The sequence below is a fragment of the Halomonas sp. M4R1S46 genome, from assembly GCF_025725685.1.
GTDB lineage: Bacteria > Pseudomonadota > Gammaproteobacteria > Pseudomonadales > Halomonadaceae > Halomonas.
In genome coordinates this window covers 471,540-493,510 of record NZ_CP107008.1, presented here as the reverse complement: position 1 = coordinate 493,510, position 21,971 = coordinate 471,540, and the positions used below count along the sequence as shown (strand labels likewise).

Genomic DNA, 21,971 nt, shown 5'->3' with positions numbered 1-21,971 from the left:
ACGCATCCTGCCGATAGGCGACAGGGCCGGTAAACGTGAAGCCACCACTTTAGAGAGTCGCTCTGGGTGCGACAAGGCGCGTCTTCCGACGTCCGGCCACACTGATATACTCGGGTCATTGTCATCATACTGTCATTCCCGGCCACCAGACTCGTCACTGGCGGCCCGGGTCCCGTTTCGGAGAAGATGCCTTGAGTTTCACGACCTCTCGCCAGTATCCCGCCACTCGCATGCGACGCATGCGCCGTGACGACTTCTCGCGTCGCCTGATGCGCGAGCACACCCTGACCGCCGCCGACCTGATCTGGCCGGTGTTCGTGCTCGAAGGCGAGGGGCAGCGCGAGGCGGTGCCGTCGATGCCGGGCGTGGAGCGGCTGTCGCTGGACCTGCTCGTCGAGGAGGCCCGGGAGGCCCATGCCCTCGGCATCCCGGTGCTGGCGCTGTTCCCGGTGGTGGATCCCGCGCTGAAGAGCGAGCTGGCCGAGGAGGCCTACAGCGCCGGTGGCCTGGTCCAGCGCAGCGTGCGCGCCCTCAAGGAGGCCGTGCCCGGGCTCGGCATCATGACCGACGTGGCCCTCGACCCCTACACCAGCCACGGCCAGGACGGCATCCTCGACGACGTCGGCTATGTGCAGAACGACCGCACCGTGGAGACGCTGCTCAAGCAGGCGCTGTCCCACGCCGAGGCCGGCGCCGATATCGTCGCGCCCTCGGACATGATGGACGGACGCATCGGCGCCATCCGCCAGGTGCTCGAGCAGGAGCAGTTGCACAACACCCGGATCATGGCCTATAGCGCCAAGTATGCCTCGCGCTACTACGGCCCCTTCCGCGATGCGGTGGGCTCGGCGACGAACCTGGGACGCGCCGACAAGACCACCTACCAGATGGACCCGGCCAACGGTGACGAGGCGCTCCACGAGGTGGCCCTCGACCTCGCCGAGGGCGCCGACATGGTGATGGTCAAGCCGGGCATGCCCTACCTGGACGTGGTGCACCGCATCAAGGAGGAACTCCGGGTGCCGACCTTCGCCTATCAGGTCAGTGGCGAGTACGCGATGCACATGGCCGCCTTCGACAACGGCTGGCTCGACGCCGACAGCGTGATGCTCGAGTCGCTGACGTGCTTCAAGCGCGCCGGGGCCGACGGCATCCTGACCTATTTCGCCAAGCGGGCGGCCAGACTGCTCGCGGACTAACCGCCGGAGGGGAGTCGCCTCCGGTCCACGACAGGGACCCCCCATGGACGAATCGCGCCGCCCCGACACGCCCTCCGCCCCCGACATCGCGCCCGGCGGCGAGGCCCCCGCCCCGCGACTCAACCAGACCCGCACCGGCATCAAGCCCAAGGCGATGCCGGACCCGGAGGCCGACCTCACCGACCCGGGGCTGTACTTCAACCGGGAACTGTCGCACCTGCAGTTCAACGTGCGGGTGCTGGAGCAGGCCCTGGACGAGGCGCACCCCCTGCTCAACCGGCTGATGTTCCTGCTGATCTTCTCGTCCAACATGGACGAGTTCTTCGAGATCCGCGTGGCGGGGCTGAAGAACCAGGTGGCCCTGGGCGACGAGACCACCGGCAGCGACGGCCGCCTGCCGCGCTCGGTGCTGGCCGAGATCGCCCAGATCGCCCATGAGCAGGTGGAACGCCAGTACCGCATCCTCAACGAGGCGCTGATCCCCGCCCTGGAGACCCAGGGCCTGCGCTTCCGGCGGCGCGGCGACTGGACCGAGGCCCAGCGCACCTGGGTACGCGACTATTTCGAGACCGAGATCATGCCGGTGATCAGCCCCATCGGGCTGGATCCCTCCCATCCCTTCCCGCGGCTGGTCAACAAGAGCCTCAACTTCATCGTCGAGCTCGAGGGCAAGGATGCCTTCGGGCGCGAGGGCGGCATGGCCATCCTCCCGGCGCCGCGCTCGCTGCCCCGGGTGATCGCCCTGCCCAGTGACCTCTGCGAGGGCGGCTTCACCGAGTACGTCTTCCTGTCGTCGATGATCCATGCCCATGCCGAGGAGGTCTTCCCCGGCATGACGGTGCGCGGCTGCTACCAGTTCCGGCTGACCCGCAACGCCGACATGTCGGTGGACCCCGAGGACGTCTCGGACCTGGCCTCGGCCCTGCGCGGCGAACTGCTGTCGCGGCGCTATGGCAGCGGCGTGCGCCTGGAAGTGGCCGACAACTGCCCCGAGGAGCTCGCCGACTTCCTGCTCAAGCAGTTCGAGCTGGAGGCGACCGATCTCTACCGGGTCAACGGCCCGGTGAACCTGACCCGCATGATGTCGGTGCTGGGCGAGGTGGAGCGTCCCGAGCTGTGCTACCGTTCCTTCACCCCCGGCCTGCCCAAGGCGTTGAGCAAGCGCGACAGCGTGCTCCAGGCCGTGGCCGAGGGCGACATCCTGCTGCACCACCCCTTCCAGTCCTTCTCGCCGGTGGAGGAGATGCTCCGCGAGGCCGCCCGGGACCCGGACGTGCTGGCCATCAAGCAGACCCTCTACCGCACCGGGGCCGACTCCCCCATCGTCAACGCCCTGGTGGAGGCAGCGGGCAACGGCAAGGAGGTCACGGTGGTGATCGAGCTGCGGGCGCGCTTCGACGAGGCCGACAACCTGGCCCTGGCCTCGCGGCTGCAGGAGGCAGGCGCCATCGTCATCTACGGGGTGATGGCCTACAAGACCCATGCCAAGATGATGCACATCGTGCGCCGGGAGAAGGGCCAGCTGCGCCACTACGCCCACCTGGGCACCGGCAACTACCACTCCAAGACCGCCAAGCTCTACACCGACTACAGCTTGCTCACCGCCCACCCCACCCTGTGCGCCGACGTGCACAAGGTCTTCCAGCAGCTCTCCGGGATGGGGCGCGCGCGCAGGATCGAGAAGCTGCTGCACGCCCCCTTCACCCTCCACGAGCGCCTGGTGGCGATGATCGACCGGGAGGCCGAGCATGCTCGCAAGGGCAAGCGCGCCCACCTGATCATCAAGTGCAACTCGCTCACCGAACCCAAGCTGATCCAGGCCCTCTACCGGGCCTCCCAGGCCGGCGTGGAATGTGACCTGATCATCCGCGGCATGTGCTGCCTGCGTCCGGGGCTGCCGGGCATCTCCGAGAGCATCCGGGTGCGCTCGATCATCGGCCGCTTCCTCGAACACACCCGGGTGTTCCACTTCCACAACGACGGCAAGCCCGAGACCTGGGGGTCCAGCGCCGACTTCATGGCCCGCAACATGTTCCACCGGGTGGAGACCTGCTTCCCGCTGCTCGACAAGAAGCTCGCCGCCCGGGTGCGCAAGGACCTGGAAACCTACCTGGTGGACAACTGCCAGAGCTGGCTGCTGCAGGGCGACGGCACCTTCGTCAAGCAGACACCCGGCGAGGCCGCCCCCATCAGCGCCCAGGAGACGCTGCTCTACGCCTACGCCGCCCGCGCCTAGGAGAGCTCCTTAGCCCCGCTTGAAGTCGGCGAGGTCGGCCTCGTCGAGGCCATCGACCCGTTCCGGCAGGCGGCGAGCCTGTCGGGCCAGGCGCAGCGCCTGGCGCTCGGCCAGCAGCTCGGCGTCGTCGTCCAGGGTCCGCCCGTCGAGCTCGCCCAGTTGGGCCATGCCCTGGTGGTAGAAGGCCAGCACCGCCAGGGCCCGCTCGTCCCCGTCGGCCATGCCCCGGCGCAGGGCGGGCAGGTAGCCACTCACCGTCGAGAGCCGTTGCTTGAGCCGCCAGCCGTAGCGCACCGGCCCCAGCCAGGGGCGGTCGCGCAGCACGGCCAGCACCAGGCTGGTGGCGACCAGCCCCAGCAGCACGCCCAGGCCATTGAGCCAGAGACTCGGGGTGAAGGCGGTGCCGAGCAGTTGGGTGAAGACCAGCCCGAAGACGATCAGCTGGCCGGCCATGGCCAGGCCGACCAGGCGAGAGGTCCGGCGGTAGGTATGGGGGTCGTGGGACGCGAAGCGAAACGACATGGGAGGGCCCTGGCGGTGGCTGGACGATGCCGGGATTATCCCGGCATCGTCCGGCTGCGTACAGTCGGCGCCGTCGCGGAATGCCCCGCTCTAGACTCGCTCGTCGATGCCCGTCTCCCGCAGGCGCTCCGCCGCGGTCGTCAGCAGGTGCTCGGTGGTCTCCCAGCCGATGCAGGCGTCGGTGACCGAGACCCCGTAGCGCAGCTTGCCGGGGGCCAGGGGCTGCTTGCCCTCGTGGATATGGCTCTCCAGCATCAGCCCGACCAGGGCGCTGTCGCCGGCCAGCCGCTGGCCCAGGACGTCGAGCATCACCTCGCTCTGCCGGCGGTGGTCCTTGCGTGCGTTGGCGTGGCTGCAGTCCACCATCAGTCGGGGCGTCAGGCCCGCGGCCTCCAGTGCCCGCCGGCTGGCGGCCACCTGGGGCGCCCGGTAGTTGGGCTCGCCGTGCCCCCCGCGCAGCACCACATGGGTATGCGGGTTGCCCGGGGTCTCGCGCACCATCGGCCGGCCGTCCGCGGCCATGGCGAAGTGCTGGTGGGGATGGGCCGCGGCGCGCATGGCATCGATGGCCACCTGCAGGTCGCCGCTGGTGGCGTTCTTGAAGCCCACCACGGCCTCGAGACCGCTGGCCATCTCGCGGTGCAGCTGGGACTCGGTGGTGCGGGCCCCGATCGCCACCCAGGCCAGCAGATCGTCCAGGTAGGGGGCGAGCATGGGCTGCAGCAGCTCGGTGGCCATGGGTAGGCCCAGCCCGGCGATCTCGCGCATCAGCGAGCGTGACAGCTCGAGGCCGCGGGCCAGGTCGCCACGGCCGTCCAGGTCCGGGTCATAGGCCAGGCCCTTCCAGCCCACGGTGGTCCGGGGCTTCTCCACGTAGACCCGCATCACCGGCAGGATGCGATCCTCGATATGCGGGGCCAGGGCCGCCAGCCGCCGGGCATACTCGAGGGCGGCCTCGGGATCATGGATCGAGCAGGGGCCGACCACCACCAGCAGACGGTCGTCGCGGCCCGCGAGGATCTCGCGGATGGCCTGACGCTGGCCCTCGATGCGTCGGGCCAGGGCCGGCTCGAGCGGCAGCGTCCGGTGCAGGGCCTCGGGGGTGGGCAGGTGGCTGGCGGCGTCGCGACGGTCTTCGCTCGCGTCGGTCAGCGAATGGCGGGCAAGGGGAACGGGGGCGTTCATGGGGGTCAACTCCGTGAGCGGGAACATCGGCTGGTCGTCATGCCACCGGCGGTCTCACGGTCGGAGGTGGCGCCCTGGCCCGACCGCGCATCGCTAAATCGCCAACCATAGCCGTAATAGTCCCGTCCCGGGGTGCGGAACTCGGCGTGGGCACGATGCGATGCGGTCATGGGGCGTCTCCTGTCGTCGTGTTGCGGGGCCTGCAATGCAGAACCCCCGAGCGGGGTTGCCGTCCGGGGGTTCTGTGTGCGGAGGCAACCCTGGGCGGGCGTGCCTCGCGGCGTGGTCCTTGGCGCTGGGTCAGGACACGGCCGCCGGCACGCCGGCGCTAAACCAGTAGCCCGGCCAATAGTGATCGATACCGCCGACGCTGCCCTGGCCACGGGCCGCCGTCACCGCCACGGGGGCAGCCTGCGGGTCGCACGGGGTCATGGGTCGGCTCGATGACATGGTCGTCTCCTGAGGTCTGTTGCCATCCTGCCGTCTCGCGGGGCGGATGGCAAGGGCGACGTGCGCACCGGCGGCTCAGCCGGTGGCCAGCTGCACCCAGCCGATGGTCGCCGGCAGCGCGCTCATGCCCACCAGCACCGCCAGGCCCAGGAAGACCGCCAGCAGGCCGCTGTCGTCCTTGAAGTTCTCGTCGTGTCCCGCCATGTCATGTTCCTCTCGGAGTGGTCGTCAGGATGACCGGCATTCTAGCGAAGATGCCGGCCGCCATCGACCGGCAGGGTGATCCCGGTCACGTAGCGGTTGTCGAGCAGGTAGCGCAGGCTCTGGTGAATGACCCCCGGCCCGGGAATCAGCTCCATGGCCGACTTGGCCCTGGCCTTCTCGGCATAGGCCTCGTCGTCCCCCTCGCCCAGCATGATCATCGCCGGGGCGATGGCATTGACCTGGATCGAGGGCGCGTACATCGCCGCGAAGGACAGCGTCAGGTTCTCGAGCCCCGCCTTGGTGGCGGCATAGGCGGCGTGCTTACGCGAGCCCTTGCGGGCCACATAGTCGGTCATGTGCACGATGTCCCGCAGCGGCTCGCCGCACGCCTCGAGCAGGTCGCGGGCCTGCAGGTTGATCAGGTACGGGGCCAGCATGTGGACCCGGAACAGCCGCTCGAAGTTGTCACCGGCCTGCTCGCCGTCGACGTCCGGCATCCAGGCGCTGGCGTTGTGCACGATGGCCCGAAGCGACGGCGTCTCGGCGCGCAGCCTCTCGAGGAAGTCCTCGATGCCGTCCTGGCTGGCGAAGTCCGCCTGCAGGGTGACCACGCCGCGCTCGCGCAGGGCATCGAGGGCGGGGCGCTCGCGACGATAGCTGATGATCACCGGGTGGCCCTCGTCGCGCAGGCGTTCGGCGCAGTGTCGGCCGAGCCGCTGGGCACCGCCGGTGATCAGGATGGGCGAGGCACTCATGCCCGCCGCTCACGCACCAGGCTGCCCACGGTCGGCACCAGCGGGTCCCGCGGCGCATAGGCGAAGACGTCGGAGAACACCCGGGACGGCACCAGCCCCAGCGAGGCCAGGACATCGACGCAGGCATAGACCATGCCCGGCGAGCCGGAGAGGTAGACGTCATGGGCGGAGACGTCGCCGAGGTGCTCGGCCAGGGCCTCGTCGACCCGCCCGCGGTGGCCGATCACTCGCTCGGCATCGAAGCCGGCCTCCAGCGGCTGCTCGCTGACGCCATGGAAGGTCACGCCCTCGTGCCGCTCCGCCCACTCCCGGGCCTGGCGCTCCAGGTAGAGGTCGCGGCGCTCCCGGGCGGCCCACCACAGCGCGATGGACCGCGAGGGGTCGGCATGCAGGGCGGCCTCGACGATGGCCTTCATCTGGGCGAAGCCGGTCCCGGCGGCGACCAGCAGCAGGGGACGCTCGCTGTCGGGGTCCAGCACGCAGTCGCCGCCGGGCAGGCGCAGGGTCAGGTGCTGGGCCTCCACCAGCAGCTCGCGCAGCCGGGCGGAGTTGCTGCGCTCCGGCCAGTGCTGGATATGCAGCTCGAGCCGGCCGTCGCCGCCGTGGGCGTTGGCGATGGAGAAGGGCACCCAGGTCGCGTCGTCCAGCTGCATCTCGAGGTACTGGCCGGGCTCGTGGGCCATGGCCTCGGGGCGGCCCTCCAGGTGCACGCGGAAGACGTCGGGGGTGAGGTCCTCGACCTCGACGACCTGGCAGGTCAGGGTCCTTGCCGTCATGAATGCCTCTTGTCGGTGTCAGGGGATTCGATACCCAGCTCGCCCCACCGCTCGCTGACCCGGGCCTTGACGGCCGCGTCCATGACGATGGGCGTGCCCCACTCGCGGTCGGTCTCGCCGGGCCACTTGCCGGTGGCATCCAGCCCCATCTTGGAGCCCAGCCCCGCCACCGGCGAGGCGAAGTCCAGGTAGTCGATGGGCGTGTTCTCCACCAGCACCGTATCCCGGGCCGGGTCCATGCGGGTGGTGATGGCCCAGATCACGTCCTGCCAGTCCCGGGCGTCCACGTCGTCGTCGAGGACCACCACAAACTTGGTGTACATGAACTGGCGCAGGAAGCTCCACACGCCCATCATCACCCGCTTGGCGTGACCGGGGTACTGCTTCTTCATGGTCACCACCGCCATGCGGTAGGAGCAGCCTTCCGGCGGCAGGTAGAAGTCGACGATCTCGGGGAACTGGCGACGCAGGATGGGCACGAAGACCTCGTTGAGCGCCAGCCCCAGGATCGCTGGCTCGTCCGGGGGACGGCCGGTATAGGTGGAGTGGTAGATGGCGTCACGGCGCAGGGTCATGCGGGTCACCGTGAACACCGGGAAGGTCTCCACCTCGTTGTAGTAGCCGGTGTGATCGCCGTAGGGACCCTCGGGGGCCGTGTCGTCCGGGTGGATGAAGCCCTCGAGGATGATCTCGGCGGAGGCCGGCACCTCCAGCTCGGCATGGCCGCACCTGACCAGCTCGGTCCGGGAGCCACGCAGCAGCCCGGCGAAGGCATACTCCGAGAGGCTGTCCGGTACCGGCGTCACCGCGCCGAGGATGGTCGCCGGGTCGGCGCCCAGGGCCACCGCCACCGGGAAGGGCTCGCCGGGATGCGCCCGGCACCATTCCTGGAAGTCCAGGGCCCCGCCGCGATGGGACAGCCAGCGCATGATCAGGCGATTGCGAGAGAGCTTCTGCTGGCGGTAGATGCCGAGGTTCTGGCGCGTCTTGTGTGGCCCCCGGGTGATCACCAGCGGCCAGGTCACCAGCGGGGCGACGTCGCCGGGCCAGCAGTGCTGGATGGGCAGTCGGTCGAGGTCGACGTCGTCGCCCTCGAGGACCACCTCCTGCACCGGCGCCCGCTTCAGGACCTTGGGCCCCATGCTCATGACCTGCTTGTAGACCGGCAGCTTGTCCAGCGCATCGCGGAAGCCCTTGGGCGGCTCCGGCTCCTTGAGGAAGGCCAGCAGTTCGCCGACCTCGCGCAGGGCATCGACGGAGTCCTGGCCCATGCCCAGGGCGACCCGCCGCGGCGTGCCGAAGAGGTTGCCGAGCAGCGGCATGTCGTGACCCTTGACGTTCTCGAACAGCAGCGCCGGCCCCCCGGCCCGCAGGGTACGATCGCAGATCTCGGTGATCTCCAGGTAGGGGTCCACCTCGGCGGTGACACGCTTGAGCTCCCCCTGTGCCTCCAGTGCCGCGATGAATTCGCGCAGGTCCTTGTACTTCATGCGGCCTTCCCGTTTCCCGAACGACAAAAAACAAGAGGGGCAGCCTAGCATGCCGCCCCTTTAGGATGCTGCGCCTGGCGACCCAGCGTCGGTGCATCGGATCAGCTCATGAGCGCCGCGGCTTTTCCGGCGACAGGTCTACGAGGAGGCGCTGTGAACCCCTCCCTGGGCGCTACCGACGCCCTGCGGCGCTCTCGCATCCTGCTGCGCTTGCAGGGCCTGGGTTGGCCATCCATGGCCAACCCGTTCGGAGGAATCCTCCTCACCCCTGGCGTAGGACCTCCTCTGCGACCTGTCCCCGGCGCCGCTTGCCTTGATCTAACCGCCGAAGCGTTGAGAACTGGCCATTAGGAGCGTCATGAGCGCAGCGGAGACAAGGCGAATCCGAGCGAGGCCGCGGAGTGTACGAGTAGTACATGAGCAGGCCGAGCGAGGATTCAACGCGGTATACGCAAGCGCAATAGCTCCTATCAGCGCCGCTTCATGGCCTCGAAGAACTCCAGGTTGGTCTTGGTGTCCTTCAGGCGGTCGATGAGGAACTCGGTGGCCGCCACGTCTTCCATGGGGTTGAGCAGCTTGCGCAGGATCCACATGCGCTGCATCTCCTCCTCGGAGGCGATCAGGTCCTCGCGGCGGGTACCGGAGCGGCGGATGTTCAGCGCCGGATAGACCCGCTTCTCGGCCAGCTTGCGGTCGAGGTGGGCCTCCATGTTGCCGGTGCCCTTGAACTCCTCGAAGATCACCTCGTCCATCTTGGAGCCGGTGTCGACCAGCGCCGTGGCGATGATGGTCAGGCTGCCACCCTCCTCGATGTTGCGCGCCGCGCCGAAGAAGCGCTTGGGCTTCTCGAGGGCATGGGCGTCGACGCCACCGGTGAGCACCTTGCCCGAGGAGGGCACCACGGTGTTGTAGGCCCGGGCCAGGCGGGTGATGGAGTCGAGCAGGATCACCACGTCCTTCTTGTGCTCGACCAGCCGCTTGGCCTTCTCGATGACCATCTCGGCCACCTGGACGTGACGCGCCGGCGGCTCGTCGAAGGTCGAGGCCACCACCTCGCCGCGTACCGTCCGCGACATCTCGGTGACTTCCTCGGGCCGCTCGTCGATCAGCAGCACGATCAGGTGGCACTCGGGATTGTTGCGGGTGATGGACGTGGCGATGTTCTGCAGCATCAACGTCTTGCCCGCCTTGGGCGGCGAGACGAGCAGGCCGCGCTGGCCCTTGCCGATGGGCGCGGTGAGGTCGATGATTCGCGCCGTCAGGTCCTCGGTGGAGCCGTTGCCGATCTCCATGCGCAGCCGCTCCTGGGGGAACAGCGGCGTGAGGTTCTCGAAGAGGATCTTGTGCTTGGCGTTCTCGGGCTTGTCGAAGTTGATCTCGCTGACCTTCAACAGCGCGAAGTAACGCTCCCCTTCCTTGGGCGGACGAATCTTGCCGGAGATGGAGTCGCCCTTGCGCAGGTTGAAGCGCCGGATCTGGGACGGCGAGACATAGATATCGTCGGGGCCGGCCAGGTAGGAGCTGTCGGCACTGCGCAGGAAGCCGAATCCGTCCTGCAGGATCTCCAGCACGCCATCGCCGTAGATGGCCTCGCCGCTCTTGGCGTGCTTCTTGAGGATGGCGAAGATGATGTCCTGCTTGCGGGAGCGTGCCAGGTTGTCGATGCCCATTTCACGGGCGATCTCCAGGAGTTCCGGCACGGGCTTTTGCTTGAGTTCGGTAAGATTCATCGGTGTGTTCAGAAGTTGCTCGTGGAAGCCGGGCAGTCATGCGCCGTATGAGACAGGAGGCGAGACGGTAACGCCGCGTGGATGCGTTCAGAGCCCGGACAGGCTGCCACTCGTCGTGTGCATCGTATGGCCGTGGGCTGACAACCGCCTGAGAAGGGATGCCGGGCCAGTTCGGGAGCGAGGGAGCAGGTTCATTTTCGCCTGAATCAGCGGCTCGTGGCCGAGGGCCAGGATCGCGGGCTGATGCAGTGGGCTATCTGACGACTTGGAAATGACCGCGGCGCAGTCGCCTTGAGCGGTCGGAAAGCATTCGGAACAGGCGAACGTCTCGATATTAGTCAACGCCGTCGGGAAACGCAAGCCTCGCGGTTTCCCCGGCCATGGCGCAATTGACATGGCCAAGAGGGGCCCGCAACCTTTGGCCAGTGCTCCTCAAGGACCCGCCATGACTGCGCCAACGGACCGGTTCGCCACCACCGCGAGCGAACCCGCGATCACCCCCGAGCCCCGCCGCCTCGCCGCCATCGACCTCGGCTCCAACAGCTTCCACCTGCTGGTCGCCAACTACCGGGACGACCGGCTGCAGGTGGTCGCCCGGCTCGGCGAGAAGGTGCAGCTGGCCGCCGGACTCGACGAGGACGGCTTCCTCGGTGAGGACGCCATGACCCGGGCCCTGGACTGCCTGGCCCGCTTCGCCCCCTTCCTGGAGGGCATCGGCCGTCGCGACCTGCGGGTGGTGGGCACCAACGCCCTGCGCGACGCCGAGAACAGCCAGGCCTTCATCGAGCGCGCCGAGGCCCTGCTGGGGACCCGCATCGAGATCATCGCCGGCCGCGAGGAGGCCCGCCTGATCTACCTGGGCGCCGCCCATGCGGTGGCCGAGGACGGCCGACGGCTGATCGTCGACATCGGCGGCGGGTCCACCGAGTTCATCATCGGCGAGCGCTTCGAGCCGCTGGCCCTGGAGAGCCTGCGGATGGGCTGCGTGACCTTCACCCGGCGCTTCTTCGACTCCGGCGAGATCACCGAGAAGCGCATGCGCCGCGCCGAGCTGGCGGCCCTCTCGGAGCTCGCCAACATCCGGCGCCCCTACCAGACCATCGGCTGGGCCGACCCGGTCGGCTCCAGCGGCACCATCAAGGCCGCGGCCGCGGTGATCGCCGCCGCCGGCAAGGGCCCCGAGGGGGTGATCACCCGCCAGGGACTGCTCGACCTGCGCAAGCGGCTGATCAAGTTCAAGCGACTGGACAGGGTCGCCATGACCGGGCTCAAGGCCGACCGTGCCCGGATCTTCCCGGCCGGCATCGCCATCCTCGGCGCCATCTTCGAGGCCTTCGCGCTGGAGGAGATGCGCTATGCCGACGGCGCCCTGCGGGAGGGAGTGCTCTATGACATGGTAGGCCGCAACAGCCCCGAGGATTCCCGCCTCAAGACCCTGGACAACCTGTCGCGGAGCTATGGGGTCGATAGCCGCCAGGCGGACAACGTGGCCAGCACCGCCCTCGGCCTGCTCGACCAGGTCCGCGAGGCCTGGAGCCTGGACGACGACCAGGCCCGCTTCCTCGAGTGGGGCAGTCGCCTCCACGAGGTCGGCCTGGCCATCTCCCACAGCCAGTTCCATCGCCACGGCGCCTATCTGCTGGAGCACTCCGACCTGGGCGGCTTCTCGCGACCGGAGCAGCGCCTGCTGGCCTTCCTGGTACGCGCCCACCGCCGCAAGTTCCCGACCAAGGAGTGGCAGGCCCTGCCCGCCGCCGAGCAGCGCTCCCATGCCCGGCTGGCCCGCCTGCTGCGCCTGGCGGTGGCCCTCAACCACTCGCGCCCGGAACAACCGCCGGCCCTGCCGGTGCTCGAGGCCGATGGCGAGACCCTGCATCTGCACCTCGATACGGGCGACGAACCGACCCTGCTGCTCGCCGACCTGGAGCAGGAGGCCGGCTATCAGCAGGCGGTCGGGCTGCCGCTGACCCTCACCACCCGCTGAGCCGGCCTCAGGCCTCCTCCCAGCCCTCGGCACGGGTCAGCCAGCGGTCCGGCCGGCCGACCGCCACCACGCGATCCCCGTGCCAGACCACCAGCAGCCGGTCACGCTCCCAGGGCGGCACCCCCCACTCCTGCAGCAACCGCTTGAGGTCACGGTGGCCGCGCCCGGCCAGCCGCAGGCGCTCCCCGCCGCACCGCGGGGCCAGGCGCAGCGCCACCGCCCTCCCCGCCCGGGGGACAAGACGCACCCTCAGCCGGCCCAGCGGCGTCGCCAGGGCCTGCCGGCCATCCCAGTCGGCCCGCCACGCCGGCGTCAGCGGACGCGGCGGGGCCATCAGGTAGAGACGGTCCCGCCAGCGACGCGCCTCGGCGCCGGGCCAGGCCACCCGCACCGCGGCATCCCGGGGGGCACCGAGCTGGGCGAGCAGCGTCGCCAGGCGGCGGGCCGGCGGCCGCGGCAGCCCCAAGCAGCCCAGGCAGTGGCGCACCAGCAGGCGCCGGCGCGGGTCCGACAGGGCCTGCAGGTCGGCGACAGGCAGCCGGCCGGGGTCGCCGCCCAGCCGGGCCAGATCCTCGCCGGCCAGTTCCTCGAGCAGCCCCTCGGCCTCACCGACCAGCGCCGCGCTGCGGGCCAGGCCCTCTCCCGCCCGGGGCCAGCGCCCGGCCAGCAGCGGCAGGACCCGGTGGCGCAGGAAGTTGCGATCCGGGCCCACCTCGGCATTGCTCGGGTCCTCGACCCAGGCCAGCGCCCGCCGGCCGGCCTCGGCCACGAGGGCGGCCCGAGAGACGCCGAGCAGCGGGCGTGACAGGCACGTCCCGGCCGGGCCATTGCCGAGCCCGCGCGTCTCGGGCATGGCGGCCAGGCCACGGGGACCGGCACCGCGCAGGGCGGCGAGCAGGAAGGTCTCGGCCTGGTCGTCACGATGCTGGGCCAGCCACAGGGTCTCCCCGGGCCGCAGTCGACGTGCGAAGGCGGCGTAGCGGGCGGCCCTGGCCTCCCCCTCGAGCCCACGGCCCGCCGCCGGGTCGACGCCGACATGGTCGACGTCCAGGGGCACGCCGAGCCGTGACGCCAGCCATCGGCAGTGGCGCTCGAAGTCGTCGGCGGCGGCCTGCAGGCCGTGATGCACGTGCAGCGCCCGCAGGGGACGCGGGTGGCGGCGGCAGGCGTCCGCGGCGAGGGTCAGCAGCAGGCCGGAATCCAGACCGCCGGAGAGCGCCACCCAGACACAGCGCCCCGGCGGGGTCCGTGCCAGGGCGTTATCGATCACGGCTTGCAGGGAAGAAGGCTCGAGGCACATGGGCAGAGACACCCCTCGGGCATGTTGCTGGGGGAGCTGTCACCACCCAACCAGAGGCCTCTTAGAGCGACGATCAGGCGAGGCGGAGAAGACCGAAGCCGCGGAGTTTACATGCGGGTAAATAGTCGGCTGAGGTCGTCTCCAACACCGCCTGATCGAGCGCAGAAAGGGCTTACACAGGGGCGCCGTAGCTCATCAGGCGCTGATACCGACGCTCCAGCAAGGTTTCGGTGTCCAGCCCCTCCAGCCGGTCGAGGCTCGCCAGCAGCGAGGACTTGATGCGCTCGGCGGTGGCCGCCGGCTGGCGATGGGCACCGCCCAGGGGCTCGGGGATCAGGGTGTCGACGAAGCCCAGCTCCTTGAGGCGCTCGGCGGTGATCCCCATGGCCTGGGCCGCGTCGGAGGCCTTCTCGGCGCTCTTCCAGAGGATGGAGGCGCAGCCCTCGGGGGAGATCACCGCGTAGGTGGAATACTGCAGCATGGCCAGCTCGTCGCAGACGCCGATGGCCAGCGCCCCGCCGGAGCCGCCCTCGCCCACCACGGTGGCGAGGATCGGCGTCTTGAGCCGCGACATCACCCCCAGGTTGTAGGCGATGGCCTCGCTCTGGCCGCGTTCCTCGGCATCGATGCCGGGATAGGCCCCGGGGGTGTCGATGAAGGTCAGCACCGGCATGCGAAAGCGCTCGGCCATCTCCATCAGGCGGCAGGCCTTGCGGTAGCCCTCGGGACGCGGCATGCCGAAGTTGCGACGCACCTTCTCCTTGACGTCGCGGCCCTTCTGGTGGCCGATGACCATCACCGGTCTGTCGTCCAGTCGGGCCACTCCGCCGACGATGGCGGCGTCATCGGCGAAGCGGCGATCCCCGTGGAGCTCGTCGAAGTCGGTGAAGACGTGCTCCAGGTAGTCCAGGGTATAGGGCCGCTGGGGGTGACGGGACAGCTGGGAGACCTGCCAGGGGGTCAGGTCCTTGAAGATCGACTCGGTCAGCTTGCGACTCTTCTCCTCGAGCCGGCCGATCTCGTCATTGAGGTTGACCTGGCTGTCGTTGCCGACCAGGCGCAGCTCCTCGATCTTGGCCTGGAGTTCGGCGATGGGCTGTTCGAAATCTAGGTAGTTCGGATTCATGGGCTAGCCTTGTCTCGTCGGCCGAAGAGGCGACCGGGGGAAGCGTCAAATGATGAGCATTATCGCACCCTCAACGCGCTACGCAAGGCAGCTCACTGACGCAGGCCTGCAACCCGAGGGGCGCCGGGGACAGACCGAAGAGGAGGTCCTACGCCAGGGGTGAGGAGGATTCCTCCGAACGGGTTGGCCATGGATGGCCAACCCAGGCCCTGCAAGCGGAGCAGGATGCGAGAGCGCCGCAGGGCGTCGGTAGCGCCCAGGGAGGGGTTCACAGCGCCTCCTCGCAGGCCTGTCGACGGGTTAGCCCCGACGCCTCGGACGGCCACCGGCAGTGACATTCGCATGATCAGCGGTACTTGAGGCGTACTCCGTCCTGCCCCTCCACCTCGCGCAGGGCGATCAGCAGTTCGTCGGAGGGCGTGACCTTCCACTCCTCGGCGAACTCCAGCCAGCCGGCGGCCTCGGCGTTGCGGTAGCGCAGCCGCACCGGCAGGCCGCTGCCGTCGCGGTGGGGCGAGAGGCTGTCGCGCAGGCTGTCCACCAGGCGACCATTGACCCGGGCGCCGTCGAGGGACAGTTCCACGGCCTGGCCGTAGCGGGTGCGGGCATCGACCATGGGAGTGATCTCCTTGCCGCGCAGGCGCAGGCCGCCGGAGTAGTCGTCGCTCTGCACCTCGCCCTCGACGATCAGCACCTGGTCGGTGTCGAGGCGGCCGCGCACGGCGTCGAAGAGCTCGCCGAACAGCGAGGCCTCGATGCGCCCGGTACGGTCGTCCAGGGTGACGAAGGCCATGGTATCGCCACGCTTGGACTTCATGGTGCGCAGGCCCACCACCAGGCCCGCCACCCGCTGGGGCTCCCGGGAGGGCTTGAGATCACCGATGCGCGTGGAGACGAAGCGCTCCAGTTCCTTCTCGTACTCGTCGATGGGGTGGCCGGTCAGGTAGAGCCCCAGGGTGTCCTTCTCGCCGGCCAGGCGCTCCTTGTCCGTCCAGTCGCGCACCCGGCGGTAGTCGGCGTAGACGTCGGCGGTGTGGTCTTCCTCGTCCGCGGCACCGAAGGCCTCGCCGAACATGTCCATCATGCCGAGGTTCTGGTTGGCCTGGTTCTGGGCCGCCGCCTTCAGGGCGTCGTCCAGGGCCGCCGCGAGCACCGCCCGGCTCGGCCCCAGGGTGTCCAGGGCGCCGGAGCGGATCAGCGCCTCCAGGGTGCGCTTGTTCATGCGCTTGGGATCGACCCGCTTGCAGAAGTCGAAGAGGTCGTGGAAGGCGCCACCGTCCTCGCGGGCCTCGACGATGGCGCCGATGGGGCCCTCGCCGACGCCGCGGATGGCGCCGAGGCCGTAGACCACCCGCGCCTCGGCATCGACGGTGAACTTGTAGCCGCCGACGTTGACGTCGGGCGGGGTCACGGTGAGCCCCAGGTGGCGGCATTCCTCGATCAGCGGCACCACCTTGTCGAGGTTGTCCATCTCGGTGGACATCACCGCCGCCATGAAGGGCCCCGGGTAGTGGGCCTTGAGCCAGGCGGTCTGGTAGGAGACCAGCCCGTAAGCCGCCGAGTGGGACTTGTTGAAGCCGTAACCGGCGAACTTCTCCACCAGGTCGAAGATGTTGCCGGCCAGCTCCTTGTCGATGCCGTTGGCGGCGCAGCCCTCCATGAAGCCGACCCGCTGCTTGGCCATCTCCTCGGGCTTCTTCTTGCCCATGGCACGGCGCAGCAGGTCGGCCTGGCCCAGGCTGTAGCCGGCCAGCACCTGGGCGATCTGCATCACCTGCTCCTGGTAGAGGATGATGCCGTAGGTGGGCCCGAGCACCGGCTTGAGCAGCTCGTGCTGGTAGTCCGGGTGGGGGTAGGAGATCTCCGCCCGGCCATGCTTGCGGTTGATGAAGTCGTCGACCATGCCCGACTGCAGGGGGCCGGGGCGGAACAGCGCCACCAGGGCGATCATGTCCTCCAGGGAGTCCGGCAGCAGGCGCTTGATCAGCTCCTTCATGCCGCGGGATTCGAGCTGGAACACCGCCGTGGTCTCGGCCTTCTTGAGCATCTCGAAGGTGGGCGCGTCGTCCAGCGGGATGGCGTCGATGTCCAGCGGCCCCTGCCCCTCGACGGCACGCACCTTGTCGACCATCTCCAGCGCCCAGTCGATGATGGTCAGGGTGCGCAGGCCCAGGAAGTCGAACTTGACCAGGCCGGCGTCCTCGATGTCGTTCTTGTCGTACTGGACCCTCAGGCCGCTGCCGTCCTCGTCACAGAGCAGCGGCGAGAAGTCGGTGAGCTTGGTCGGCGCGATCACCACCCCCCCGGCGTGCTTGCCGGTGCCCCGGGTGATGCCCTCGAGCTTGAGCGCCATCTCCCAGATCTCCTGGGCCTCCTCGTCGGCGTCGAGGAAGTCCTTGAGCTGGGGCTCGGCCTCGATGGCCTTGGCCAGGGTCATGCCCACCTCGAAGGGGATCAGCTTGGAGAGCTTGTCGCCCAGCGAGTAGGGCTTGCCCTGGGCGCGAGCCACGTCGCGCACCACCGCCTTGGCGGCCATGGTGCCGAAGGTGACGATCTGCGAGACGGCGTCGCGGCCGTAGCGCTCGGCCACGTAGTCGATGACCCGGTCGCGCTTCTCCATGCAGAAGTCGACGTCGAAGTCGGGCATCGAGACCCGCTCCGGGTTGAGGAAGCGCTCGAACAGCAGGTCGTGCTTGATGGGGTCCAGGTCGGTGATCTTCTGGGCATAGGCCACCAGCGAGCCGGCACCGGAGCCGCGCCCCGGGCCCACCGGGACGTCGTTGTCCTTGGCCCACTGGATGAAGTCCATCACGATCAGGAAGTAGCCCGGGAAGCCCATCTGCAGGATGATGTCGAGCTCGAAGTCGAGCCGCTTACGGTAGCGGGCGTCGATCTCGGCGTACTCGGCCCCGTCCCGGGGGTACCGCTCGGCCGGGTAGAGGAAGTCCAGGCGCTCGGTCAGGCCGTCGTGGGAGATCTTGCGGAAGAACTCGTCCTGGGTCATGCCCTCGGGGATCTCGTACTCCGGCAGGAAGATCTCGCCCAGGCGCACGTCGACGTTGCAGCGCGCCGCGATCATGGCGCTGTTCTCGAGGGCCTCGGGGATGTCCGCGAACAGCTCGGCCATCTCCTCGGGGCTCTTGAGGTACTGCTCCTCGGTGTAGCGTCGCTCGCGCCGGGGGTCGTCCAGGGCCTTGCCCTCGCCGATGGCCACCCGGGTCTCGTGGGCCCAGAAGTCCTCGCGCTCGAGGAAGCGCACGTCGTTGGTGGCCACCACCGGGGTGTCGGTCGCGATGGCCAGGTCCACCGAGAGGTGCACGCACTCCTCTTCCAGCGGCCGGCCGGTGCGGGTGAGCTCCAGATAGAACCGCCCGGGGAAGGCGGCCTGCCATTCCTCGAGCAGCGCCCGGGCCTCGTCATGGTGATCGGTGAGCAGGTGCCGGCCGACCTCGCCCTCGCGGCCACCGGACAGGGCGATCAGGCCCTCGCTCTGGGCGAGCACCCAGGCCTTGTCGAGCAGCGCCTGGCCGCCCTGCTGCCCCTCGACCCAGCCGCGGGAGATCAGCTCGGTGAGGTTGCGGTAGCCGACGTCGTTCATCGCCAGCAGGGTGAGCCGGTAGGGGTGCGCCTCGTCGTGGGGGTTGGTCAGCCAGAGGTCGCTGCCGATGATCGGCTTGAGCCCGGCGCCCTGGGCCCCGGTATAGAACTTGACCAGGGCGAAGAGGTTGGCCTCGTCGGTGAGGGCCAGGGCCGGGGTGCCCTGGGCCACCGCCGCCTTGACCAGCGGCTTGAGACGCACCAGGCCGTCGACCAGGGAGAATTCGCTGTGCACGCGGAGATGAACGAAGGGAGCGGTCATGGCGGACTCGGGGCGTTGATGAACAGGAATCGGGCTGTCGACCCTAGAACAGGGCCAGCTGGCGTTTCACGGGCGCGAAGGAGCGGCGGTGCTCGGGCAAGGCACCCAGGCGCTCCAGGGCGGCCAGGTGCTCGCGTGTCGGGTAGCCCTTGTGGCGGGCGAAGCCGTAGCCCGGATGGCGGGCATCCAGGGCGCGCATGCCGGCGTCCCGGGCCACCTTGGCCAGTATCGAGGCCGCCGCGATCGCCGGATGGCGGGCGTCGCCCTTGACCACCGCCTGGCCGGGCACATGATGCCCCGGGAGCCGGTTGCCGTCCACCAGCAGGTACTCCGCCGCGGGCGCGAGAGCATCGATGGCGCGACGCATGGCCAGGTGCGTCGCATGGAAGATGTTGTGCTCGTCGACCTCGGCGGCGCTGGCCTCGGCCACCGCGAAGGCCAGGGCCCGGGCGCGGATCTCGGCGTCCAGCGCCTCGCGTCGGCCGGCGGTCAGCTTCTTGGAGTCGCTGAGCCCGTCGATGGGCGCGGCCGGGTCGAGGATCACCGCGGCGGCCACCACCGGCCCGACCAGGGGGCCGCGCCCGACCTCGTCGACTCCGGCCAGCCGTCGCCCCCGGTAGTCGATGACCAGCGGGGGGAAGTCCTCGGCCCTCATGCGCCCTGCCCCCCGACCGGCTCGGGGGCGACGCTGGCGGGCAGCGCCCGTCCCGCCACCAGGGCCTCGAGGGCCTCGCTGGCCCGCCGGCTGGCATCGCGCTGCAGGCCGGCATGCATCTCGGCGAAGCGCGCCTCCAGGGCGGCCCGGCCCTCGGCATCGTCGAGCAGCGCGGCGAGCCGGGCGGCGATGGTCGCGGGATTGGCCGCGTCCTGGATCAGTTCCGGCACCAGCGTCTCGCGGGCGATCAGGTTGGGCAGCGAGATCCACTCGGTCTTGACCAGCCGCCTGGCCAGCCAGTGGGTCACGGGCGCCATGCGGTAGGCGACCAGCATGGGACGGTGGCAGAGCATCGCCTCCAGCGCCGCGGTGCCCGAAGCCAGCAGCACCAGGTCGCTGGCCACCATCGCCTCCCGCGAGCGGCCATCGACCAGGGTCACCCGCCCGCGCAGCGCCGCGCGGCCCTCCAGCAGGGCCTCGAGCTCGGTCCGGCGTGCCGGGGTGGCGGCGGGGATGACCACCCGCAGCGCCTCGCGCTCGCGACACAGCCGTTCCGCCGTGTCGAGGAAGGTCGCGCCGAGGAAGCGGATCTCGTTGGCCCGGGAGCCCGGCAGCACCGCCAGCAGCGGGCCCGTCGCCGGCAGCCCCAGGGCGTCCCGGGCCGCCTGCCGGTCGTTGACCAGCGGCAGCTCGTCGGCGAGCGGGTGGCCGACGAAGGCCACGGGCACGCGGTGGCGGGCATAGAAGGCCGCCTCGAAGGGCAGGAAGGTGAGCATGGCGTCCACCGAGCGGGCGATGCCCTTGACGCGCCCCTGGCGCCAGGCCCACACGGAGGGGCTGACATAATGGGCGGTGGTGATGCCGGCCTCGCGCAGCGCCCGCTCCAGGCCGAGGTTGAAGTCCGGGGCATCGATGCCGACCATGATGTCGGGCCGCCAGTCGAGGGCGTCGCGCTTCAGAGTGCGGCGCACCCGCAGCAGCTCGGGCAGGTGCCTGACCACCTCGACCAGCCCCATCACCGACAGGGTCTCCAGCGGGAAGCGGCTGTCCATGCCCTCGTCGATCATGCGCGGCCCGCCGACGCCGCGGAAGGCGATATCCGGGTGACGCGCCTTCAGGGCCCGCATCAGGCCGGCGCCGAGGAGGTCGCCGGACAGCTCGCCGGCCACGAGATAGACACGCATGCCCGTGCTCACGACGCCGGGCTCAGCGCACGATGCCGCGCGTCGAGGCCTCGATGGAGGCGGCGAAGGCCTCGGTCTCGGGCAGCGAGTAGCGCGCGCGGATCTCGGTGATCGCCTGCTCGGCGGTCAGCCCCTGGCGATAGACCAGCTTGTAGGCCTCGTTCAGGGCCCGCACGGCCTCGTTGGCGAAGCCGCGGCGGCGCAGGCCGACCAGGTTCAGGCCGTGCACCTGGGCGGGGTTGCCGTTGATCATCACGTAGGCCGGGGTGTCCTTGGTGATGATCGAGCCGCCCCCGGCCATGGCGTGGTCGCCGAACCGGCAGAACTGGTGGATGGCGGAGAGGCCGCCGAGGATCACGAAGTCGCCCAGGTGGACATGGCCGGCCAGGGTCACCTGGTTGGCCAGGATGCAGTCGTCGCCGATCACGCAGTCGTGGCCGACGTGGACATAGGCCATGAACAGGTTGCGCGAGCCGATGCGGGTCTCGCCGCGGTCCTGGACGGTGCCGCGGTGCAGGGTGACGCCCTCGCGGATCACGTTGTCGTCGCCCATCACCAGGCGGGTCGGTTCGCCGGCGTACTTCTTGTCCTGGCAGTCCTCCCCCACCGAGGCGAACTGGAAGACGCGCGTGCGCGCGCCGAGCACGGTGGGCCCCTTGACCACCACGTGCGGCCCGATGTGCGAGCCGGCGCCGATCTCGACGTCGGCGCCGATCACCGTGAAGGGCCCCACCTCGACGTCATCGGCCAGGCGCGCCCCGGGGTCTACGATGGCGGTGGGATGAATCAAGCGACCTTCCTCTCGGCACAGATGATGTCGGCCTCGCAGGCCACCTCGCCGGCCACGGTGGCCTTGCAGCGGAACTTCCAGATGCCCCGCTTCTCGCGCTCGACCCGCGCCTCCAGGGTCAGCCGGTCACCGGGCATCACCGGGCGCTTGAAGCGCACGTTGTCGCTGCCGACCAGGTAGTAGACATAGCCGTCGGCGGGCAGCTTGTTGACGGTCTTGAAACCGAGGATGCCGCAGGCCTGGGCCAGCGCCTCGATGACCAGCACGCCCGGCATGATCGGATGGTGCGGGAAGTGGCCATTGAAGAACGGCTCGTTGATGCTGACATTCTTGTAGGCAACGATGGATTCGCCCAGCGCAAGCTCCGTTACCCGATCCACCAGCAGAAAGGGATAGCGGTGGGGCAGATACTCACGAATCTCGTTGATGTCCATTACCATCGTAGCGACCTCTGAAATGACAGGATGCCCGCCCCGCACGGCGAGCATGGCCGTCGACACCGGGTCGACGGATGGGCGGGGGATTA

At 69.5% G+C, this 21,971-nt stretch carries 18 protein-coding genes; 3 read left to right on the top strand and 15 right to left on the bottom strand.

The window, feature by feature from the left end:
* Positions 1 to 191: 191 nt before the first annotated feature.
* Together hemB and ppk1 are read left to right on the top strand one after the other, a co-directional pair.
* Positions 192 to 1,199, top strand: a complete 1,008-nt coding sequence (gene hemB / locus OCT48_RS02355) for a porphobilinogen synthase (RefSeq protein ID WP_263591150.1) — start codon at positions 192 to 194, stop codon at positions 1,197 to 1,199.
* A gap of 43 nt (positions 1,200 to 1,242) precedes the next feature.
* On the top strand, positions 1,243 to 3,435 hold the full coding sequence (gene ppk1 / locus OCT48_RS02350; RefSeq protein ID WP_263591149.1) for a polyphosphate kinase 1: 2,193 nt from the start codon (positions 1,243 to 1,245) through the stop codon (positions 3,433 to 3,435).
* Between the two features lie 9 nt (positions 3,436 to 3,444).
* Here the strand turns inward: ppk1 and OCT48_RS02345 are convergent, their stop codons facing one another.
* The 8 genes from OCT48_RS02345 to rho form a co-directional block, all read right to left on the bottom strand.
* A complete protein-coding gene (locus OCT48_RS02345) occupies positions 3,445 to 3,957 on the bottom strand; it encodes a DUF3087 domain-containing protein (protein ID WP_263591148.1) in 513 nt (170 codons plus the stop codon).
* Between the two features lie 90 nt (positions 3,958 to 4,047).
* Positions 4,048 to 5,142 carry a 3-deoxy-7-phosphoheptulonate synthase gene (locus tag OCT48_RS02340; RefSeq protein ID WP_263591147.1) on the bottom strand — a complete coding sequence of 365 codons (1,095 nt, stop codon included), beginning with the start codon at positions 5,140 to 5,142 and terminating at the stop codon, positions 4,048 to 4,050.
* 300 nt (positions 5,143 to 5,442) lie between these two features.
* On the bottom strand, positions 5,443 to 5,592 hold the full coding sequence (locus tag OCT48_RS02335; RefSeq protein ID WP_263591146.1) for a hypothetical protein: 150 nt from the start codon (positions 5,590 to 5,592) through the stop codon (positions 5,443 to 5,445).
* Positions 5,593 to 5,667: 75 nt separating this feature from the next.
* Positions 5,668 to 5,796 carry a hypothetical protein gene (locus tag OCT48_RS02330; RefSeq protein WP_263591145.1) on the bottom strand — a complete coding sequence of 43 codons (129 nt, stop codon included), beginning with the start codon at positions 5,794 to 5,796 and terminating at the stop codon, positions 5,668 to 5,670.
* 41 nt (positions 5,797 to 5,837) lie between these two features.
* Positions 5,838 to 6,551 (bottom strand): dihydromonapterin reductase, encoded by a 714-nt coding sequence (folM, locus tag OCT48_RS02325; RefSeq protein WP_263591144.1) that lies wholly within the window; start codon positions 6,549 to 6,551, stop codon positions 5,838 to 5,840.
* Positions 6,548 to 7,327, bottom strand: a complete 780-nt coding sequence (locus tag OCT48_RS02320) for an NAD(P)H-flavin reductase (RefSeq protein ID WP_263591143.1) — start codon at positions 7,325 to 7,327, stop codon at positions 6,548 to 6,550. Before OCT48_RS02320 ends, folM begins: the two co-directional genes overlap by 4 nt.
* On the bottom strand, positions 7,324 to 8,817 hold the full coding sequence (gene ubiD, locus OCT48_RS02315) for a 4-hydroxy-3-polyprenylbenzoate decarboxylase (protein WP_263591142.1): 1,494 nt from the start codon (positions 8,815 to 8,817) through the stop codon (positions 7,324 to 7,326). Before ubiD ends, OCT48_RS02320 begins: the two co-directional genes overlap by 4 nt.
* Positions 8,818 to 9,287: 470 nt before the next feature.
* Positions 9,288 to 10,547 (bottom strand): transcription termination factor Rho, encoded by a 1,260-nt coding sequence (gene rho, locus OCT48_RS02310; protein WP_126483954.1) that lies wholly within the window; start codon positions 10,545 to 10,547, stop codon positions 9,288 to 9,290.
* A gap of 445 nt (positions 10,548 to 10,992) precedes the next feature.
* On the opposite strand from rho, the gene ppx reads away from it, so the two are divergent.
* Complete coding sequence (gene ppx / locus OCT48_RS02305) at positions 10,993 to 12,531, top strand: exopolyphosphatase (protein WP_263591141.1); 1,539 nt, start codon at positions 10,993 to 10,995, stop codon at positions 12,529 to 12,531.
* A gap of 7 nt (positions 12,532 to 12,538) precedes the next feature.
* On the opposite strand, the gene tilS is transcribed toward ppx, so the two are convergent.
* From tilS to fabZ, 7 genes are all read right to left on the bottom strand, one after another.
* Positions 12,539 to 13,831: a tRNA lysidine(34) synthetase TilS gene (gene tilS / locus OCT48_RS02300; protein ID WP_263591140.1), complete on the bottom strand. Its 1,293-nt coding sequence runs from the start codon at positions 13,829 to 13,831 to the stop codon at positions 12,539 to 12,541.
* A 172-nt stretch (positions 13,832 to 14,003) separates the two neighbouring features.
* Complete coding sequence (accA, locus tag OCT48_RS02295; RefSeq protein WP_263591139.1) at positions 14,004 to 14,957, bottom strand: acetyl-CoA carboxylase carboxyl transferase subunit alpha; 954 nt, start codon at positions 14,955 to 14,957, stop codon at positions 14,004 to 14,006.
* A gap of 346 nt (positions 14,958 to 15,303) precedes the next feature.
* The gene (gene dnaE, locus OCT48_RS02290; RefSeq protein ID WP_263591138.1) at positions 15,304 to 18,816 is read right to left on the bottom strand and encodes a DNA polymerase III subunit alpha; all 3,513 of its coding nucleotides are present in this window, start codon (positions 18,814 to 18,816) and stop codon (positions 15,304 to 15,306) included.
* Positions 18,817 to 18,859: 43 nt separating this feature from the next.
* Positions 18,860 to 19,471, bottom strand: a complete 612-nt coding sequence (rnhB, locus tag OCT48_RS02285) for a ribonuclease HII (RefSeq protein ID WP_263591137.1) — start codon at positions 19,469 to 19,471, stop codon at positions 18,860 to 18,862.
* The gene (lpxB, locus tag OCT48_RS02280; RefSeq protein WP_263591136.1) at positions 19,468 to 20,655 is read right to left on the bottom strand and encodes a lipid-A-disaccharide synthase; all 1,188 of its coding nucleotides are present in this window, start codon (positions 20,653 to 20,655) and stop codon (positions 19,468 to 19,470) included. The genes rnhB and lpxB overlap by 4 nt, the downstream gene beginning before the upstream one ends.
* 22 nt (positions 20,656 to 20,677) lie before the next feature.
* Positions 20,678 to 21,445, bottom strand: a complete 768-nt coding sequence (gene lpxA, locus OCT48_RS02275) for an acyl-ACP--UDP-N-acetylglucosamine O-acyltransferase (protein WP_263591135.1) — start codon at positions 21,443 to 21,445, stop codon at positions 20,678 to 20,680.
* Positions 21,442 to 21,885, bottom strand: coding sequence for a 3-hydroxyacyl-ACP dehydratase FabZ (fabZ, locus tag OCT48_RS02270; RefSeq protein ID WP_263591134.1), 444 nt, complete (start codon positions 21,883 to 21,885; stop codon positions 21,442 to 21,444). The genes lpxA and fabZ overlap by 4 nt, the downstream gene beginning before the upstream one ends.
* Between the last annotated feature and the right edge of the window lie 86 nt (positions 21,886 to 21,971).